14 protein-coding genes are annotated in these 16,452 nt (G+C 67.9%); 2 read left to right on the plus strand and 12 right to left on the minus strand.

The annotated features are described in order from the left end of the window. Window positions 1–5 precede the first annotated feature (5 nt). On the plus strand, window positions 6–1,946 hold the full coding sequence (locus tag H261_RS14860; protein WP_008619034.1) for a heparinase II/III family protein: 1,941 nt from the start codon (window positions 6–8) through the stop codon (window positions 1,944–1,946). Here the strand turns inward: H261_RS14860 and asnB are convergent. From asnB to H261_RS14895, 7 genes are all read right to left on the minus strand, one after another. Next, a complete protein-coding gene (gene asnB / locus H261_RS14865) occupies window positions 1,922–3,784 on the minus strand; it encodes an asparagine synthase (glutamine-hydrolyzing) (RefSeq protein WP_008619037.1) in 1,863 nt (620 codons plus the stop codon). The two genes, H261_RS14860 and asnB, sit on opposite strands and share 25 nt — an antisense overlap. Next, a complete protein-coding gene (locus H261_RS14870; RefSeq protein ID WP_008619039.1) occupies window positions 3,772–4,710 on the minus strand; it encodes a Gfo/Idh/MocA family protein in 939 nt (312 codons plus the stop codon). Before H261_RS14870 ends, asnB begins: the two co-directional genes overlap by 13 nt. Next, window positions 4,688–5,749: an NAD-dependent epimerase/dehydratase family protein gene (locus H261_RS14875; protein ID WP_008619041.1), complete on the minus strand. Its 1,062-nt coding sequence runs from the start codon at window positions 5,747–5,749 to the stop codon at window positions 4,688–4,690. Before H261_RS14875 ends, H261_RS14870 begins: the two co-directional genes overlap by 23 nt. Next, window positions 5,749–6,993 carry a class I SAM-dependent methyltransferase gene (locus tag H261_RS14880; protein WP_008619043.1) on the minus strand — a complete coding sequence of 415 codons (1,245 nt, stop codon included), beginning with the start codon at window positions 6,991–6,993 and terminating at the stop codon, window positions 5,749–5,751. Before H261_RS14880 ends, H261_RS14875 begins: the two co-directional genes overlap by 1 nt. Before the next feature lie 4 nt (window positions 6,994–6,997). Further along, entirely contained in the window at window positions 6,998–7,477 is a 480-nt protein-coding gene (locus H261_RS14885; RefSeq protein ID WP_008619045.1) for a cupin domain-containing protein, read from the minus strand. A gap of 13 nt (window positions 7,478–7,490) precedes the next feature. Continuing rightward, a complete protein-coding gene (locus H261_RS14890) occupies window positions 7,491–8,186 on the minus strand; it encodes a glycosyltransferase family 2 protein (protein WP_008619047.1) in 696 nt (231 codons plus the stop codon). A 97-nt stretch (window positions 8,187–8,283) separates the two neighbouring features. After that, a complete protein-coding gene (locus H261_RS14895) occupies window positions 8,284–9,432 on the minus strand; it encodes a glycosyltransferase family 4 protein (protein ID WP_008619049.1) in 1,149 nt (382 codons plus the stop codon). Window positions 9,433–9,701: 269 nt separating this feature from the next. On the opposite strand from H261_RS14895, the gene H261_RS14900 reads away from it, so the two are divergent. Beyond that, window positions 9,702–10,691, plus strand: coding sequence for a methyltransferase domain-containing protein (locus H261_RS14900; protein ID WP_008619051.1), 990 nt, complete (start codon window positions 9,702–9,704; stop codon window positions 10,689–10,691). Here H261_RS14900 and H261_RS14905 read toward each other — a convergent pair. The 5 genes from H261_RS14905 to H261_RS14925 all read right to left on the minus strand — a co-directional run. Further along, window positions 10,666–11,892, minus strand: coding sequence for an oligosaccharide flippase family protein (locus tag H261_RS14905; RefSeq protein ID WP_008619054.1), 1,227 nt, complete (start codon window positions 11,890–11,892; stop codon window positions 10,666–10,668). The genes H261_RS14900 and H261_RS14905 overlap by 26 nt on opposite strands. Beyond that, complete coding sequence (locus H261_RS14910) at window positions 11,889–12,788, minus strand: NAD-dependent epimerase/dehydratase family protein (protein WP_008619056.1); 900 nt, start codon at window positions 12,786–12,788, stop codon at window positions 11,889–11,891. Before H261_RS14910 ends, H261_RS14905 begins: the two co-directional genes overlap by 4 nt. Continuing rightward, window positions 12,785–13,768, minus strand: coding sequence for an MraY family glycosyltransferase (locus H261_RS14915; protein WP_008619058.1), 984 nt, complete (start codon window positions 13,766–13,768; stop codon window positions 12,785–12,787). Before H261_RS14915 ends, H261_RS14910 begins: the two co-directional genes overlap by 4 nt. Continuing rightward, entirely contained in the window at window positions 13,765–15,927 is a 2,163-nt protein-coding gene (locus H261_RS14920; RefSeq protein ID WP_008619060.1) for a bi-domain-containing oxidoreductase, read from the minus strand. The genes H261_RS14915 and H261_RS14920 overlap by 4 nt, the downstream gene beginning before the upstream one ends. Window positions 15,928–15,941: 14 nt before the next feature. Further along, window positions 15,942–16,452: UDP binding domain-containing protein (locus H261_RS14925; RefSeq protein WP_040476595.1), on the minus strand; the 511-nt coding region annotated here is incomplete at its 5' end.

A 16,452-nucleotide genomic window follows, 5' to 3' on the forward strand; every position in this document is an offset into this window, starting at 1 on the left:
GCGCCATGTCCCTCGGCCACCTGATCCGCGCCGCCCTGTCCCTGCCGCCGCGCGTGGCGCTGGCCAAGGCTGCCCGTCTGGCCAAGAAAGCCCTCCACGCCCAGGTCACGGGGCGGATCATGCGGCGGCGCTGCAGCTATCCCGATCCGGGAGAGGCGGGCGACCGCCTGGTGCCGCGCCTTGCCGCTCTTGATCAGAGCCTGATCCCGCCCGCCATCGCGCGGCTGGCCGGGTGCACCCGCCGCCACGAATTCGACCTGCTGGGCTCCGGCCCGGTGGTGGTGGAGCGCGGACGCTCCTATGCCGGTTTCGGCCCCTGGCGCTACGAATCACAGCCCGGCACCGCTCCTCAATGCTGGCCGGGCAATGCCGCGCGTGCCGCTGCCCTCAGAGCCATGATCGATGACCCCCACTGGAGGGCCATCGACTGGCATGTGGATTTTCGCTCCGGCTATCGCTGGTCGCCCCTGGTCCTTGGCCCCGCCACGCCCTACGCCCACAAGCCGGGCGTGGATGTGAAGCTACCCTGGGAACTGGCCCGGATGCAGCACCTGCCCTGGCTAGCGCTGGATTTCATCCGCGGCGGCGACGCCGCCAACCGGCGCGAGTTCCGCCATCAGGTCCTCGACTTCCTGGCCGCCAATCCCCCCGGCTGGGGCGTCAACTGGGCCTGCGCCATGGACGTTTCCATCCGCGCCGCCAACATCCTGCTGGCCTGGGATCTGTTCCGCGCGGCGGGTGTCCCCTTCGACGAGGCTTTCGAGGCCGAGCTGGCCGCCATGGCCCTGGCCCATGGGCGCTTCGTCATGGAGCATCTGGAGTGGAGCCCCAAGCATCGCGGCAACCATTACCTGGCCGACATCGCTGGCCTGGCCGTCATCGCCGCTGCTCTGCCGCCGGGAGCGGAAAGCGATCCTTGGCGGGTGTTCGCCGCCCAGGAGCTGGAAGCGGAGATCCTCCGTCAGTTCCTGCCCGACGGCGGCAATTTCGAGGCCTCCACCGCCTATCACCGCCTGTCAACCGAGTTGGCATTGTTCGGCGTGGCGGCATTGCGGCGACTGGGGGCGGATTTCTCCCCCCCGGTGTTCGAGCGCCTGGGCCGCGCCATCGCCTTCGCCCGTGCCGTCACCAAGCCCTCGGGCGAGATCGTCCAGATCGGCGACAACGATTCGGGGCGCTTCTTCAAGCTGTCGCCCCGCCTGGACGAACAGGGGCGCGAGCGGGTACTGGACGTCTCCCATCTGGCGTCCGGACTCGATGCCGCCGTTCTCGGCCTGACCCTTCCGGAGCTCCCCCCCGCCACCCGGCTGGACGGGGATGAGCCACCGGACACCGCCCGCACCGCCACCCGGCTGGAGATCGCGCTGGCCGATCCCACCGCCCTGGAGGGGCTGGCGACGCTCTGTTACCCCGATTTCGGGCTGTTCATCTGGAAGAACGCACGCAGCTTCATCTCGGTCCGCTGCGGCCCCATCGGCGGCAACGGATTAGGCGCCCACGCCCACAACGACCAGTTGGCCGTGGAGATGGAAATCGACGGCGTGGCCTTCGCCCGTGATCCCGGCACCTTCGTCTATACCCCGGACCTGGCGGCGCGGAACCGCTACCGCTCGGCGCTGGCTCATTTCGTCCCGCGCCAGGGCCATGCCGAGCCGGCCCGCCTGGATCTCGGCCCCTTCCGCCTGGAAGACCGGGCAGGGGCCCGCGCCGTCCGCTTCGGTGACGGGGAATTCCTCGGCTGCCATCAAGGCTTCGGCGAGATGGTGTGGCGGCGGGTCCGCCTCGGCGAGGGGCGCATCATCGTCGAAGATTCGTGGGGCGGCCCCCGCATCACCGATGCCACCATGCTGGAGCGCCACCTTGTGGAGACGCCGGAACAGCTGGCGGCGCTGTGGGGGCTGGACCTTGCCTTCTCGCCCGCCTATGGCCGCACGGAAGACGCATAAGCGTCGAGGACGAGCAAGGCCCAGACCGGCAGGGACAGATCACGGCGACCGCGCCGGTGCTCGGCCAGCAGGGCCTCCACCGCCGTCCATTCCAGGCCCAGGGCCTGCATGCGGCCACGGGTCAGCCGCTCGTCCACCAGGGCCTTGAGATCGTTCCTGAGCCACACCCCCATGGGTGGATTGAAGCCCAGCTTGGGCCTCTCCACGATCCCGGCGGGCAGCAGCCTCCGCGCCACCGCCTTGAGGATGGTCTTCTTGCCTTGGGCGAAGCGGGTGGCGGGCGCCATGCGGCCCACGGTCTCGATCAGGCGGTGGTCAAGGAAGGGATGGCGCAGTTCCAGCGCCACCGCCATGCTCATGGCATCGCCATAGGACAGCAGATTGCCGGGCAGGAAGGATTGCAGATCCGTCTGCTGCATGGCATCCAGCGGCGATTGCGAGGGCGCCTGGGCATAGAGCTCGGCGATGGGACGGGACGGCTCGTCCGTCAGCCCCAGCAGCGCCTTGCGTTCCGCTGGGCTGAAATACTCGACCCAGGCGGCATACATCTGCCCGTCCGGCAGGCTGGCCGAGGTCAGGAATTCCCTGGCCCGGCGCAGCGAATGGCGGCCCGAACTGCTTTCCGGAATCAGGGTGGCGGCAATGGCCGCCAGCTTGCGCAGCGGACCCGGCACCATGGCGCGGTAGCGCCCGGCCAGCAGCCCGCCGTGATAGCGGGGATAGCCGGCGAACACCTCGTCGCCGCCATCGCCCACCAGCGCCACCTTGAGATGGTTGCGGGCCTTGGTGGACAGGTCGTGGACCAGGAGCGCCGTGGGATTGCCGAAGGGCTCGCCGAACAGCCGCACCATGTCGTCGAGGAAGCCCGCCACTTCCGGTCGGGCCGGCAGTTCGGCATGCACGCTGCCCACATGGCGGGACACGGCGGCGGCGGCATCGCGCTCGTCATAGGCCGCCTCGTCGAAGGTCATGGTGAAGGTGCGGGGCGGGCGGGCTCCCTGTTCACGAGCGGCCTGGGCCATCAGGGCGGCGATCACCGAGCTGTCGATGCCGCCCGACAGGAAGCACCCCACCTCCACGTCGGCGATCATGCGCAGGCGCACCGCGCTCATCAGCAGAGGCATCACCTCCTCCGCCGCCTCGTCCACCGACAGTCCGCGCGCGCCGGTATAGGCCGGCTTCCACCAGCACCCCTCGCTCACCGCGCCGGCCCGCCATTCCAGCCAATGGCCGGGTCGCAGCTTGGCAATCCCGGCATGCATGGTGCGCGGCGCCGGGACGTAGAGACAGGCCAGGAACTGGGACAGCGCCTCGCGGTCCATTCCCAGATCCAGGCCGGGATGGGCGCGCAATGCGTGGATTTCCGAGGCGAAGGCCAATCCGCCGTCGGGCAGGCGGGACCACACCAGGGGCTTGACCCCCAGCCGGTCGCGGACCAGCAGCAGGGATTGCTGCTCGCGATCCCACAGGGCAAAGGCGAACATGCCCACCAGACGGGGCAGGGCCGCCTTGCCGCCGCACATCAACAGGCGCAGCAGCACCTCGGTGTCGCTGGTGGAGCGGAAGGTTTCGCCCTCGGCCTCCAGCTCGGCCTTCAGCTCGCCGAAATTGTAGATCTCGCCGTTGAAGGCGATGACCCAGCGCCCGCAGGGCGATGCCATGGGCTGGTCGCCGCCATGGGACAGATCAAGGATGGCGAGGCGGGCATGGGCCAGCCCCACGCCCGAGGCCTCGTCACGCCAGATGCCATCGCCATCGGGGCCGCGATGACGGATCCGCGCCACCATCTCGGCCAGGACGGATTCATCGGCATGGGTACTGCCCGCTATGCCGCACATGGCCCCTCCAACAGCGTTTCGCAGCGGGCCAGCAGCCGCACCACCTCCACCCCCAGGCCCAGCCCGCCATCCACCGTGCGGCGGCGGGCCGCCACCTCGGAGAATTCGGAGATGATTGTGGCCAGCGGCGAGGGACCATCACAGGCAACCGGGACACCATCCAGGGTCAGCTTGGCCGGGGCATTGTCGTCATAGACCAGGGTGCCGCCCTCGCACGTCACCTCGAGGATCCGGCGGCGATCCATCAGGGTGCCGATGATGCAGGAGGCGGAAACACCGCCGGGATAGCGGAGAGCCAGTTCCAGGGTCTCGGCCCTGACGCCTTCAATCTCGGCCTGTTCCAGCCGCCTTGCCGCCAGGGTCTCGGGTCGGGTGCCCAGCAGGGTGCCGATCATGGCGAGATCGTGCGGCCCCCAATCCCACAGAACCGAGGCATCGGCGCGGTAGGGACCGCGATTGCCCGCCTGCCCCCGGATTTCGCGGACCGCCCCCAGGGTGGGAAGCAGGTCCAGCAGTTTGCGGAAAGCCGGATTGTAGAGATGGATGTGATCGACCATCACCGGCACGCCGGACTTCGCCGCCGCGCCGGCCACCGCCTCGGCCTCGGCCACATCGCGGGTCAGGGGCTTTTCCACCAGGACGGGGATGCCCGATTGGATGGCGGCCAGGGCCATTTCGGCATGTTGATCGGGCGGCGTGCAGACGATCACGCCGTCCAGGCCACCTGCCGCCAGCATTTCCCGCCAAGAGGCAAAGACGACGCAGCCGGGTGGAGCCAGGGCGGCGGTGTCCGGATTGCCGCTGGCGATGGCGGCCAGACGAACCTGGCCGCCCAGGGCGGCGCACGTCTTGATGACGTTGCGCCCCCAGCGCCCCGCCCCGATCAGGGCAAGGCGGATCGGCTCATTGCTCGCCGGTATAGACACCGTCGGCCCAGGTCAGGAAGCGCCGCAGACCTTCGTTCAGCTCGATTCCGGGCTCGAACTTGAGCTGCAGACGGGCCTTGCGGATGTCAGGGCAACGGCGGTTGGGCTCGTCGGCGGGATAGGAATCCGGATACTCGATGACGTTATGGGCCACCGGCTTGCCGATCACCTCGGAGATGCGGTTGACCAGGTCGACCATGGAGATTTCCGGCTTGGGATTGCCGATATTGTAGGCCTCGCCCGGCACGCCGCGCAGAATCACCAGCAGGAAGCCGACCATGGCGTCGGTGATGTAGCAGAAGGTGCGCGTCTGGTTGCCCGAGCCGTAGACGTTGAGCGGATGGCCGCCCTTGATACGGTTGGCGAAATTGGGCAGCACCCGGTAATCGGTCTCCTGCATGCCGGGGCCGAAGACGTTGAACGGGCGGATGGTGTTGGTCTTGGTGCCGTGCTCGCCGTGGAAGATGTAGCACAGCGTCTCGCCCACCCGCTTGGACTCGTCATAGCAGGCGCGCGGCCCCTGGCACGACACATGGCCGCGATAGCTTTCCGGGGTGGGAACGTGCTTGGGATCGGGATCGCCGTAGATCTCCGAAGACGAGAAGAAGGTGAAGCGGGCGCCATGCTCCTGGGCCAGTTCCAGCATGCGCCGGGTGCCGGTGATGGCCACTTCCAGCGTCGCCAGGGGATGGGCGCGGTAATAGAAGGGGCTGGCGATGCCGGCGGCGTGGATGACGTAGTCGAGGCCGCCCTTCCACTTCAGCGGCTGGATGACGTCGTGCTGGATGAACTCGGTATGGGGATACTCGGCGACGTTGGCGCCTTCCTTGCCCGCCGTGATCAGGTTATCGGCGGCCACCAGCTTCACCGGCTTCTTCAGCACATGGGCATTGAGATAGGCGAAGATCTCCATGAAATAGCGACCGAGGAAGCCGCGCCCGCCGGTCAGCAGCACGGTCTTGCCGGCGAAGTCATGGGCGGTGTCGCCCAGGCGCTCGCAGACTTCCTTGATATCGGACTTGAGCAGAAACTCGGCCATCAGACGACCTCGACCTTGGGAATGGGGATGATGAACTTGCCGCCGCTCTCCTGGAAAGCGACGTTCTTGCCGATGATCACCTGGGCAAAGTTCCAGGCCAGGATCACCAGATAATCGGGTTTCTTGGCGAAGCCATCGGTGGACGACACCACCGGGATGTGCATGCCGGGCGAATAGAGGCCCTGCTTCAGTGGCGAATCATCGATGATGAAGTCCACCAATTCCGGGCCGATGCCGAAATGGTACATCAGCGTGGTGGCCTTGGCCGGGGCGCCGAACGCACCGATACGCTTGCCCTCGGCCTTGAGGGATTTCAGCAGGGCGTTCAACTCGGAGCCCAGCGCCTCGATATCGGCGGCGAACTTGGACAGAGTCGCGGCCTTGTCCAGGCCCAGCTTTTCCTCCACGGCCACGGCCTCGGCCACCGAGGCGCCAACCGCGTGGGGGCCGCCCTTCAGCTGGGCGATGCCGCGCAAGGACCCGCCATGCGAACCGACCCGGATGGCCTCGACCAGTTCCATGCCCTTGGCGGCGAAGAAGCGGACCAGCGGACCCACCGAATGGTAGTCCAGATGCTCGTGGTAGATGGTGTCGAACAGGGTGTTCTCGAACACATCCACCAGATAAGACACCTCGAACACGAAGACGCCCGAAGGTGCCAGCAGGCCCCGCACCCCGTCCACCACGCCCGACAGGTCGTCGATATGGGCGAAGACGTTGTTGGCGGTGATCACCTGGGCCTTGCCGTGGCTGGCGGCGATCTCGGCCCCCAGATCCGCCCCGAAGAAGCCGCAGAGGGTGGGAATGCCGCGCGCCGTCGCCTCGGCGGAAATCTCCTGCGCCGGATCGATGCCCAGCACCCGCATGCCCGCCTTCTGAAAGAAGGATAAAAGCGTGCCGTCATTGGAGCCGATATCCAGCACCAGACCACCGGCCACCGGCTTGAAGCGCTCCATGACGAAAGCGGCGTAATCCTCGAAATGCTTCACGAAGACCGGCGAGGTACCGGAGACATAGACGTAATGCTCGAACAGAACTCTGGCGTCGACCACGTCCAGAAGCTGGACGTGGGCGCAATCCTCGCAGAAGAACACGTCCAGCGGAAAGCGTTCCTGCTCCTTGCCCAGCTCCGATCGCGGAACGAAGGCATTGGCCGGCGGCGTGGGGGCCAGCCGGACCACTTCGGTCAGATGCCTGGATCCGCACAGACGGCAGGTGGAGCGGCGATGATGCTGGGCGCTCATGGACTTACTTGTCGCCCGGCTTCCAGGAGGTCAGCCCCTCGGTGGCCAGCAGGTCGATGCGCACCACATCGGCCTCGTAGGCCGCCTGGTCGCGGGAATTGCGCGACAGGGTCAGGAAGGTGCAATCCTCGGGGAAGATCATGCCGTGATCGACCATGGGGGGCGTGAACACCATCTCGCCCGCCTTGACGATCATGCGGGTGGGCTCCTCGGTGCTGCCCGTGGGGCGGTGCCAGTACTCGATGGAACCCGACACCACGTAACAATAATGCCAGTCGGTCTTGTGATAGTGGTTGGCGCGAAGGCTGCCCTTCCTGGATTCGATCAGCACCGCGCTCTTCATCAGGCGGTCGACCAGCGGCTGGATGGTGCCGCGTGCATCGGTGAACGACTTCTCCAGCTTGACCACCTTGTCGAAGGGCGGCCAGGACAGCTTCTCCTCCTCGGTCACCGGCTCGATGTCGTGGTAGTGGTCGTGGGACATGCAATCGGTCTCCCTAGCGGACAAAGCGTTCGCGGATGATGGTGGCGAAGACGGCGAAGACGTGATGGGCCTTGATCTTCTTGCCCTCGTCATAGGTGCGCCCGTGATAGCTGATGGGCACCTCGTAATAGACCTTGCTGGCGGCCACCGCCTTGGACAGGATCTCGGCATGCTGCTCCCAGCCCCTTGTCCGCAGGCCCGCCGGATCCACCAGGGAACGGCGGTAGCAGAGATAGCAGCTGTAGATGTCGCTGAACGTGGTGTTGTTCAGCACGTTGAACAGGAACGAGATCGCCCAATTGCCGATGCGGTGCCAGAAATAATAGACGCGGGTGAATTCGGGCGCCACGAAGCGCGAACCCATGACCACATCGGCATCGAAATCTCGCAGCGGCTTCATCAGGCGGACATAATCGGCCGGGTCGTATTCCAGGTCGGCGTCCTGGAACAGCACGAAATCGCCGGTAGCGGCCTCCAGGGCGGTCTTGACCGCGCCGCCCTTGCCCTGATTGACCGAATGCTTGATGAACCGGGCGTAGAGATCGGGACGCGCGTCGAGAATCTCGCGGGTGCGGTCCTTGGAGCCGTCATCAACGACGATCACCTCGAAGGCGATACCCTCCACCGTCACCGCCTTCACGCGCTCGAGAATCGCGACGATGGTCCGTTCCTCGTTATAGGCGGGAACGATAATGCTGACGGTGATCATGGAGCAGCTTTCAGGACGTGTGGCCCGTAGGCAAGGACATTTGGCCTTGCTTTTAGCCTCCCCGCCCGGACAAAGCAATGCCTTGTAAACCTGCGAATCACGCCGTCGCCCCGGCCAGAAGCCGCCCATAGGCCTCAATCGCCCTCCCGCCGTAATCGTCCCAGGACCAGCCGGCCTCGACCAGCCTCCGGGCTGACTCCCCCTTTTCCAGGCGCTGTCTCTCATCGGCCAGGGCCTGGGCCAAGGCATCGGCCAGCGCCTCCACATCGCCGGGAGGAAGCGCCCATCCCGCCCGCCCTTGCGGGTCGGCATCGGGCAGCCCCGTCGCGGTGGTGGCGATCACCGGCAGGCCGGAGGCCATGGCCTGCAGGATGACCATGCCGAAGCCCTCCTCCACGGACGGAAGACAGAACAGATCGGCGAAGGAATATTCCGCCGGAAGGGCCGAGCCCGGCAAGGCGCCGCGCACCACCACGCCGGGTGATGCCAGCCGGTCCAGCAGCGACCGGAAACCGGGCTCCACCGGACCGATCAGGTGCAATTCGGCGCTTCCTCCCAGGCGGGCGAAGGCGGTCAGCAATTCCGGCACGCCCTTGCGCACTCCCACCGAGCCGACGAACAGGATTCTGGGCTTACCGCTCCGCTCCCGTCCCGCGGCAGAGCGGAACCGCTCCAGATCGACGCCATAGGGATTGACCAGCAAACGGTCCGGGGAGAAGCCCCGCGCCAGGAAGCTGTCGGCGGCGTGGCGCGAGCCAAGCGCGATCATGTCGGCGCGGGCATATTCCTCACGCTCGCGCGCCGCCAGTTCAGGATCGGTTTCACGCCATTCCAGCCCCCAGCGGGCATAGGCCTCGGCCAACACCTCGCTCTGATGATCCATATGGGTCGAGCCGCGCTCGATCACCACCTTGATGCCCCGCCGCCCGGCTTCTTCCATGGCTTCCAGGCTGGCGCCGCTCCACCCTGCCAGAAGATCGCATTCAGGCAGATGGCGGGCGGCGAAACGGGCAAAGCGCCGCGCCACATCGGTATCGGGCCGGCCCGGCAGGCGCAGCAAGGACCACAGCCGCCGCTCCGCCTCCAGCCAGGGCACGGTGGCCAGTGGCAGATCGGCGGGAACGAAGCGCCGCGCCGCGAAGGCGGGATAGGTGGTAATCAGCCGCGCCAAGGCGCCCCGCCGGTGCAACTGGGCGGCAAGGTCAAACCCGTGGAAGCGGCCGTGCACGGCCACGCTGACCTTCATGGCGGAAATCCCCTGGAACCAGCCGGCAGGATAATGGCCCGATGCCTCGGCGCAAAGCCCCGCTTGCACCCCTTGGGCCGACGTTGCATTCTGCCGCCGCGTACCGATCCCGACGAACCCTTGAACTGACCTTCGTCAGTTCAAGGAGCAGGAGGCAAGGGCAAGGCCCGCCGCGGCTTATGCCGCGTAAGCCCGAGCGCGAGCGCCCGGCGACTGAGGGCGATGAGGCGAGTCACTTCAGTGGCTCGCCGGTATGAAAGAGGTTTTCCATGGTTCCGTGGCTGCTGGATCTGCTGGTCTGCCCCACCTGCGCGCATCAGCCAGCCCTGGCCTTGACCGAGGCCGAAGAGCGGGACGGCGAGATCGTCGCCGGGACCTTATCCTGCCCGGACTGCCGGCAATCCTGGCCCATCCGGGGCGGCATCCCTCGGTTCGTCGCCGCCGATCAGGATTACTGCGACAATTTCGGCTTCCAGTGGAAGCATTGGAAGGCGGTGCAGATCGACCGATTGTCGGGCCACGATCTCTCGGAACGCCGCTTCATGACCGATAGCGGCTGGGCTCCGGACTGGATCAAGGACCGCCTGATTCTCGATTGCGGCTGCGGTGCCGGACGCTTCACCGATGTGGTGGCGCAAAAGGGGGGGCGGGTGGTGGCCTGCGACCTGTCCCAGGCCATCGAATCCTGCCATGAGACTACGCGGGTGCATGAGGGGCGGGTGGCCTGCATCCAGGCCTCGCTGTTCGAACTGCCGCTGCGCCGGGAAAGCTTCGACGGATTATTCTGCATGGGGGTGATCCAGCACACCCCCGACCCGGCGGCGGTCATGCGTGCCCTGCCCGCCTTTCTGGCTCCCGGCGGAGCGCTTGCCTACAATTTCTACGAGGCGGATTTCTGGCCCAAGCTGCAGCCGCTGAAATACGCGCTGCGCCTGCTCACCCCCCACCTGTCCACCTCGGCCACCCTGAAGCTGTCCGAAACCCTGGTCCGCCTGCTGTTCCCCCTGAGCCACGCCCTGTCCGGCATTCCCAAGATCCGGCTGATCAACCATGTCCTGCCCATCTGCGCCACTCACGATCCTCGCCTGGACCGCGAGCAGCAATTCGTCTGGACCCTGCTCGACACCTTCGACTGGTACGGGCCGCGCTACGAGAACCGCCAGAAGCACCGGGATGTCGGATATCTGCTGCGGGCCGGAGGACTGGATGTGGTGGAATGCCGGCCCGGCATCGTCAACGCCCGGAAGGCGCAGCCCTGAAGGCCGCCACGCCCAACACGGCGAAGGCGGCGCCATAGGCCGCCGACAGGGCCAGGGCCAGGACGGAAACCGGCTCCACCGCGTCCCCGGCCAGGGCGGCTCCCATCAGGAACGCGGCATACTGCACTCCCCGGGCCCACATGATGGAATGGACCAATCCCAGGGCGAAGCAATAGCCGCGCAGCAGCTCGAAGGTGGGGAAAAAGACCACCATTCCGGCCATGGCCGCCAGGATTGCCGCCGCCGGGCGCCAGTGCTCGCCGAACAGGAAGGGCACCACCGGATCGGCGAAGGCCACCGCCAGCAGGGCCGCCACGCCCAGCGACGCCAGTGCCCCCGACAGCAGCAAGGCCAGCAATCGCCGTTTCTGGCCGGCATCGGCCCGGCTGAAGGCGTTGACCGACAGGCGCGACAGGACCGGCGAGATCAGCTGGTGGGGAATGAGGGCCAGGCGCTGGCTCTGGGCCAGCAGGCCGGTGCCATGGCTGCCGGCGATGGCCCCCGAGCACAGCACCACCAAGCGGGCAAAGCCGCCCTCGCACACCCCTTCCAACCAGTAGACCCGCACGTCGGCGGCGAGAAACCGCAGATCCGCCCGGCGCGGCATCCGCCATTCCGGAGGACTGAGCGCCCCGATCCGGGCATAGGCCGCAAGGCGGGCGAGCGCCACCACCGCCTCCCTCGCATACAGGGTGACGGCACCGGCCCCCGACAGGATCAGGGCCACCGCCACCCCATGGCCCAGCATCTGGCTGCCGGTCTCCACCAGGGTGATGCGGCCATAGGCCATCTTGCGCTCGTAGAAGATCACCACCTGGCTGGTCCACTGGGTCAGCGCCAAAGCCGCCACCAGGGCCAGGGAATCGGCAGCGATCAGCCCGGCGAAACCCAGCCAGGCCAGGGTCACCGCCAGCGCGATCACGCTCTCCCAGACCAGCGCGGCCCGATAGAGCGAGGCCCGTTCCGGCGTCATCTCGGCATCGGACAGGCGGATGATCAGCACGTTGAGGCGCAGCGACAGAATCGTCTGCACCAGGCCGCAGCCCGCCAAAATCAGGGCGAAGCGCCCGAAATCCTCGGGAAACAGCAGACGCATCAGCACCAGTTGGGCCAGGAACCCGGCCAGGGCCTGCACCAATGCGCCCATGGTCAGCGCCACGCCGCTGCTCACCAGCAGATTCCGGGAGAGGCGGATGCTCACGGCTCTGCCGCCATGGCCGTCAAGCCCTCGTCCACACTCATGGGCGGCGTCCAGCCCAGGGCGGCGCGGGTGGCGCGGTCGTCCACCTGCAACGACCCCAGCACCCGTCCTACCGCGGCGCTCCGCCCGGTCAAACGCCCGGCCAAACGCAGCAAGGCGGGCGGAAACGGCAGCAGGCGGGGCGGGCGGCCCAACGCGCGGGCCATGCGGCGGATCAGCTCGGGGGTAGAGAGATCCTCGTCGTCCCTGACCAGCCACGTCCCCGGTGCGGCGGGATGGCGCGCCATCAGGGCCAGAACATCGCAAAAATTGCCCAGCCCGATCAGCGAGCGGCGGTTCTCCACCAGGGCCAGCGGCAAGGGAATGCCCTTGGCCACCACGTTCATCAGGGTGCGCAGGTTGCCCTTGACGCGGGGGCCGTAGATCAGCGGCGGACGCACCACCACCAGTTCCAACCCGGTGCGGGCGCAATGGGCGGCCAGGCGCTGCTCCGCCTCCCATTTGGAGCGGCCATAGGCATCCCATGGAGCGGGTTGCGACGTGTTGGTGAAGGCCTCTGCGTGGGTTTCCTCGCCATTGGCCTTGATGGAGCTGACGAACACCAGCCGCCGGGCTCCCGCCGCCGCCGCCTGCTCGGCCAACCCGACCGAGCCCTCCACGTTGATGCGGTGAAACAGCGCCTCGGGATCACCCCCGGTTTCCGTCATCACATGGGCGCGGTTGGCCAGATGAATCACCGTCTCCGCCCCCGCCAGCAGCGGGCGCCAATCGGTCTCGGGCCCAATCTCGCCCACCTCCCGCCGCCCGGCCCCGATAACCTCGTCCCCCCGGCGGCGCAGTTCCTCCACCAGGGCGGAACCCACGAAGCCGCCCGCGCCGGTAACCAGGATTCTCATGCCGGCCTCCCCTTGGACCAGACTTGCAAGATGGCCAGCAGGGCCGCCACCACCGCCAAGGCGGTCACGGCGCCGGCCAGCACCTGGCCCGAGGCGGCCATCAATGCCGCCAGAACCAGGACCGCATTCCCCGCCAGGATGGCTTGCGTCACCTGGGAATGGCTGCGCCCGCCCTGCACGGCGCGCTGGTAGAAGTGCTTGCGGTGCGCCTGCCAAATCTTCTCGCGGTTCAGCAGCCGGCGGGTGATGGTGATGGTGGCATCGGCCACGTAATAGGCGGGCAGGATCAGGGCGGCAGCCAGATGGCCCTCGGCGGCGAGTTGAAGCAGCAGCCCGCCCAGGATGAAGCCCAGCGGGATGGATCCCGAATCCCCCAGGAAGATACGGGCCGGGTGCCAGTTCCACACCAGGAAGCCCAGCCCGGCAGCCGCCGCGATCAATCCCGGCCCGCCTCCCGCTCCCCCCAGCAGGAGCAGGCCGATTCCGATGGCGGCGGTCTCCACCCCGGTGATGCCGTCGATGCCGTCCATGAAATTGGTGAGATTGAGGAACCACAGCCAGCCCAATCCGGCCAGCAGCCGGTCGGCCCAGACGGGCAGCCAACCCTGGAACACCAGGGCTCCCTCGGGCAGGACCCACAGACCGGCGGCCACCGCCAGGGCGTGAACGGCGAAGCGCGGTCCTGCCGCCAGGGTATGGCGGTCGTCCCACCAGGACAGCGCCATGAGGAGGGCGGCGCCCGCCATCAGCGCCCATTCCAGCGGTGCCGCTCCACCCGTGGCCAGCCGCCAGCCGGCCCAGCAGAGCAGGATGGCAGGCGTCACCGCCAGCCCGCCGCCGCGCGGCGTGGGCGCCGAATGGCTGGAACGTTCGTTGGGATGATCGAGATAGCGGCGGTGCAACAGCCAAGCGATGGCGGCGCGGGTGCCGGCCACCGTCAGAATGAAACAGGCGAAAGCGGCGGCCAGCGCCGGGATCATGCCTCCTCCGCCAGAACGATCCGTCGCCCCTCGCGCAAGGATTCCAGCACCGCGATGGTGGCCAGGCTGCTCTCGAACAGCTCTGCCTCGTCCACCGGGGCGGGACCGCCCGCCGCCACGGAAGTGACAAAGGCCTCCACCTCGGCGCGGTGCCCCTTGTCCTGGCCCAGCTTGGCCTTCTCCGTGCGGGTCCGACCGTCGGCGGTGATGCTGAGCGACAGGAAATTGTCGATCGCCACCACCGTGCCGCCGGCGAAGCACTCGAAGCGCTCCTTGCTGAAGGCGGAATCCCCCCGCCCGGTATAGATCAGGTTGGCTAGGCTGCCATCGGCGAAGGCCAGCGATACCGCCACGTCGTCGGCGGTGTCGTTCCCGCCCGCCGCCTGGGCCTGGACCGAGACGATGGGGCTGGCCGCCAGGCAGCGGGCCAGATCGATGAAGTGGCAGGCCTCGCCGACGATGCGCCCGCCGCCCTCTTCCGCCGCGTTGAGCCAGGCTTCCCGCGGCAAGGGTCCGGCATTGACCCGCAGCGACAGCACCTTGGGCCCCGGATGGCGGGCCAGTTCGGCGCGCGCCTTGACGATCATCGGGGCGAAGCGACGGTTGAAGCCCACCGCCAGGAATCCGGCGGAAGCCTCCCGCGCCGCCATCACCTGGGCCAGCTGGCCGCGATCGATGGCCAGCGGCTTTTCCACCAGCACCGACTTGCCCGCCGCCAGGGCACGGGCGGTGAACTCGGCATGGCTGGCATGGCGGGTGGCGATCAGCACGGCGTTGATGGCGGGATCGTCCAGAATCTCCGCCTCGGCGGTGCAGGCGCGGCCAAAGCCGAACACCGCCTGCCCGTGATCGGCGGTCATGCCCCGCGTGGTGGCGATGGCCGCCAGCTCCACGTTGGACAGGCGCTTGAACTCGGGCAGCAACACCGTGCGGGCGAAGGCTCCGGCCCCGATGACGCCCAACACGCAACGTCCCGAGGCCGGAATCTTGGGTGCGGCGAAGACAGGCCTTGCCGCCTGGGCCGGGCGGTCATAGGCCAGCACCACGCCCAGATGGGGCTCGGTGCCTTCGGTCACCAGACGGTAGGCGTCCTCCGCCTGCCCGAAGGCGAAGCGGTGGCTGATCAACGGCGCGATCTCCAGGCGCCGCCCGGCGGGAGCGGCCATCAGGCGCACCACCTCGGCCAGATTCTGCGTCTCGGTCCAGCGCACATAGCCCACGGGATACTTGACGCCGCGTCCCTCGAAATCGTCGTCATAGCGCCCCGGCCCGTAGGAGCGCGACACCATCACCGACAGCTCCTTCTTCATGAAGGCGGCATAGGGGAACTCGGTGCCGGTCTTGCCGGTCATCACCACCTTTGCCCGGTCACGGGCGATCTCGGCAGCGGTCTCCAAAGGCCCGCTGGAATCGGTGGCCGCCGCGATCAGGATGGCGTCACAGCCGATGCCGCCGGTCATGGCCTCCACCGCCTCGGGCAGGCCCGGCTCGGCCACGTTCCACACCAGCTCGGCCCCCAGCCGCGCCACCAGCTCCAGGCGGGCGGCATCGGTGTCCATGGCGATCACCCGGGCACCCTGCAGGCGGAGGAACTGCACCGCCAGCTGCCCCACCAGACCGACGCCCACCACGCAGACCACATCGCCCAGCCCCACACCCAGCGAGCGCACTCCATGGAGCGCGATGGAGCCCAGGGTGGCGAAGCAGGCGTGCTCGTCTTCCACGCCCTCGGGCAGCGGCACCACCAGATTGCGCGGCACCACGTTCAGTTCGGCATGGTTGGCCAGACCGGCCCCGGCGACGGCCACGCGCTGGCCCGGATGGAAGCTTCCTTCCAGGCCGGCGCCCACGGCGATGATTTCGCCGGCGGCGGAATAGCCCAGCGGCAACGGTTCGTCCAGGCGGGCCATGACGGCGCGGAAGGTGGCCGCCAGCCCGTCGCGCCGGGCCTTGTCCAGCACCTTGCGCACCAGGTCGGGCCGCGCCTTGGCCTTGCCCGCCAGGCTCTTCCTGGCGAATTCCACCACCATGCGTTCGGTCCCCGCCGAGATCAGCGACGCCCTGGTGACGACCAGCAGCGAGCCGGCGCGGACCTTGGGCGCCGGCACCTCCTTGAGGGCCAGTTTCCCGCTGCGCGCGCTCTGGATGACCTGCTTCATGCTTCTTTCCGTCCTTACAGCCGCCAGATGCGGAGGGTATCCGGGATGTCCATGGCGCGCCACATGCCCTTGACGTCGGCGACCAATCCGCCGGGGCGGAGCAGGGTTTCGAAGCTTTCGGCGGAAAAGCCGAGATAGGGCGCATGGGGCACGGCGCCGATCAGGCAATCATAGCCGCCGGCCCCGTCGAGCGACGGCATCAGGGTCTCGGAATATTCGTGCATGGCCTCTGCGGGATCGGCGAAGGGATCGTGCACGCCGACCTCGTGGCCCAGGCGGCGCAGTTCGGCGATGACGTCCACCACCTTGGAGTTGCGCAGGTCGGGCACGTTCTCCTTGAAGGTCAGGCCCAGCACCAGCACCTTGGAGGCCGGGGCCAGACCCGCCGCGATCCGTCCGGCGATCCACGGACCCATCTGGTCGTTGATCCGGCGTCCGGCCAGGATGATCTCCGGGTGGTGGCCCCTGTCCTGGGCGCAGCGCGCCAGATAGAAGGGGTCGACGCCGATGCAGTGGCCGCCCACC

The sequence above is a fragment of the Paramagnetospirillum caucaseum genome (genome assembly GCF_000342045.1).
Lineage (GTDB): Bacteria > Pseudomonadota > Alphaproteobacteria > Rhodospirillales > Magnetospirillaceae > Phaeospirillum > Phaeospirillum caucaseum.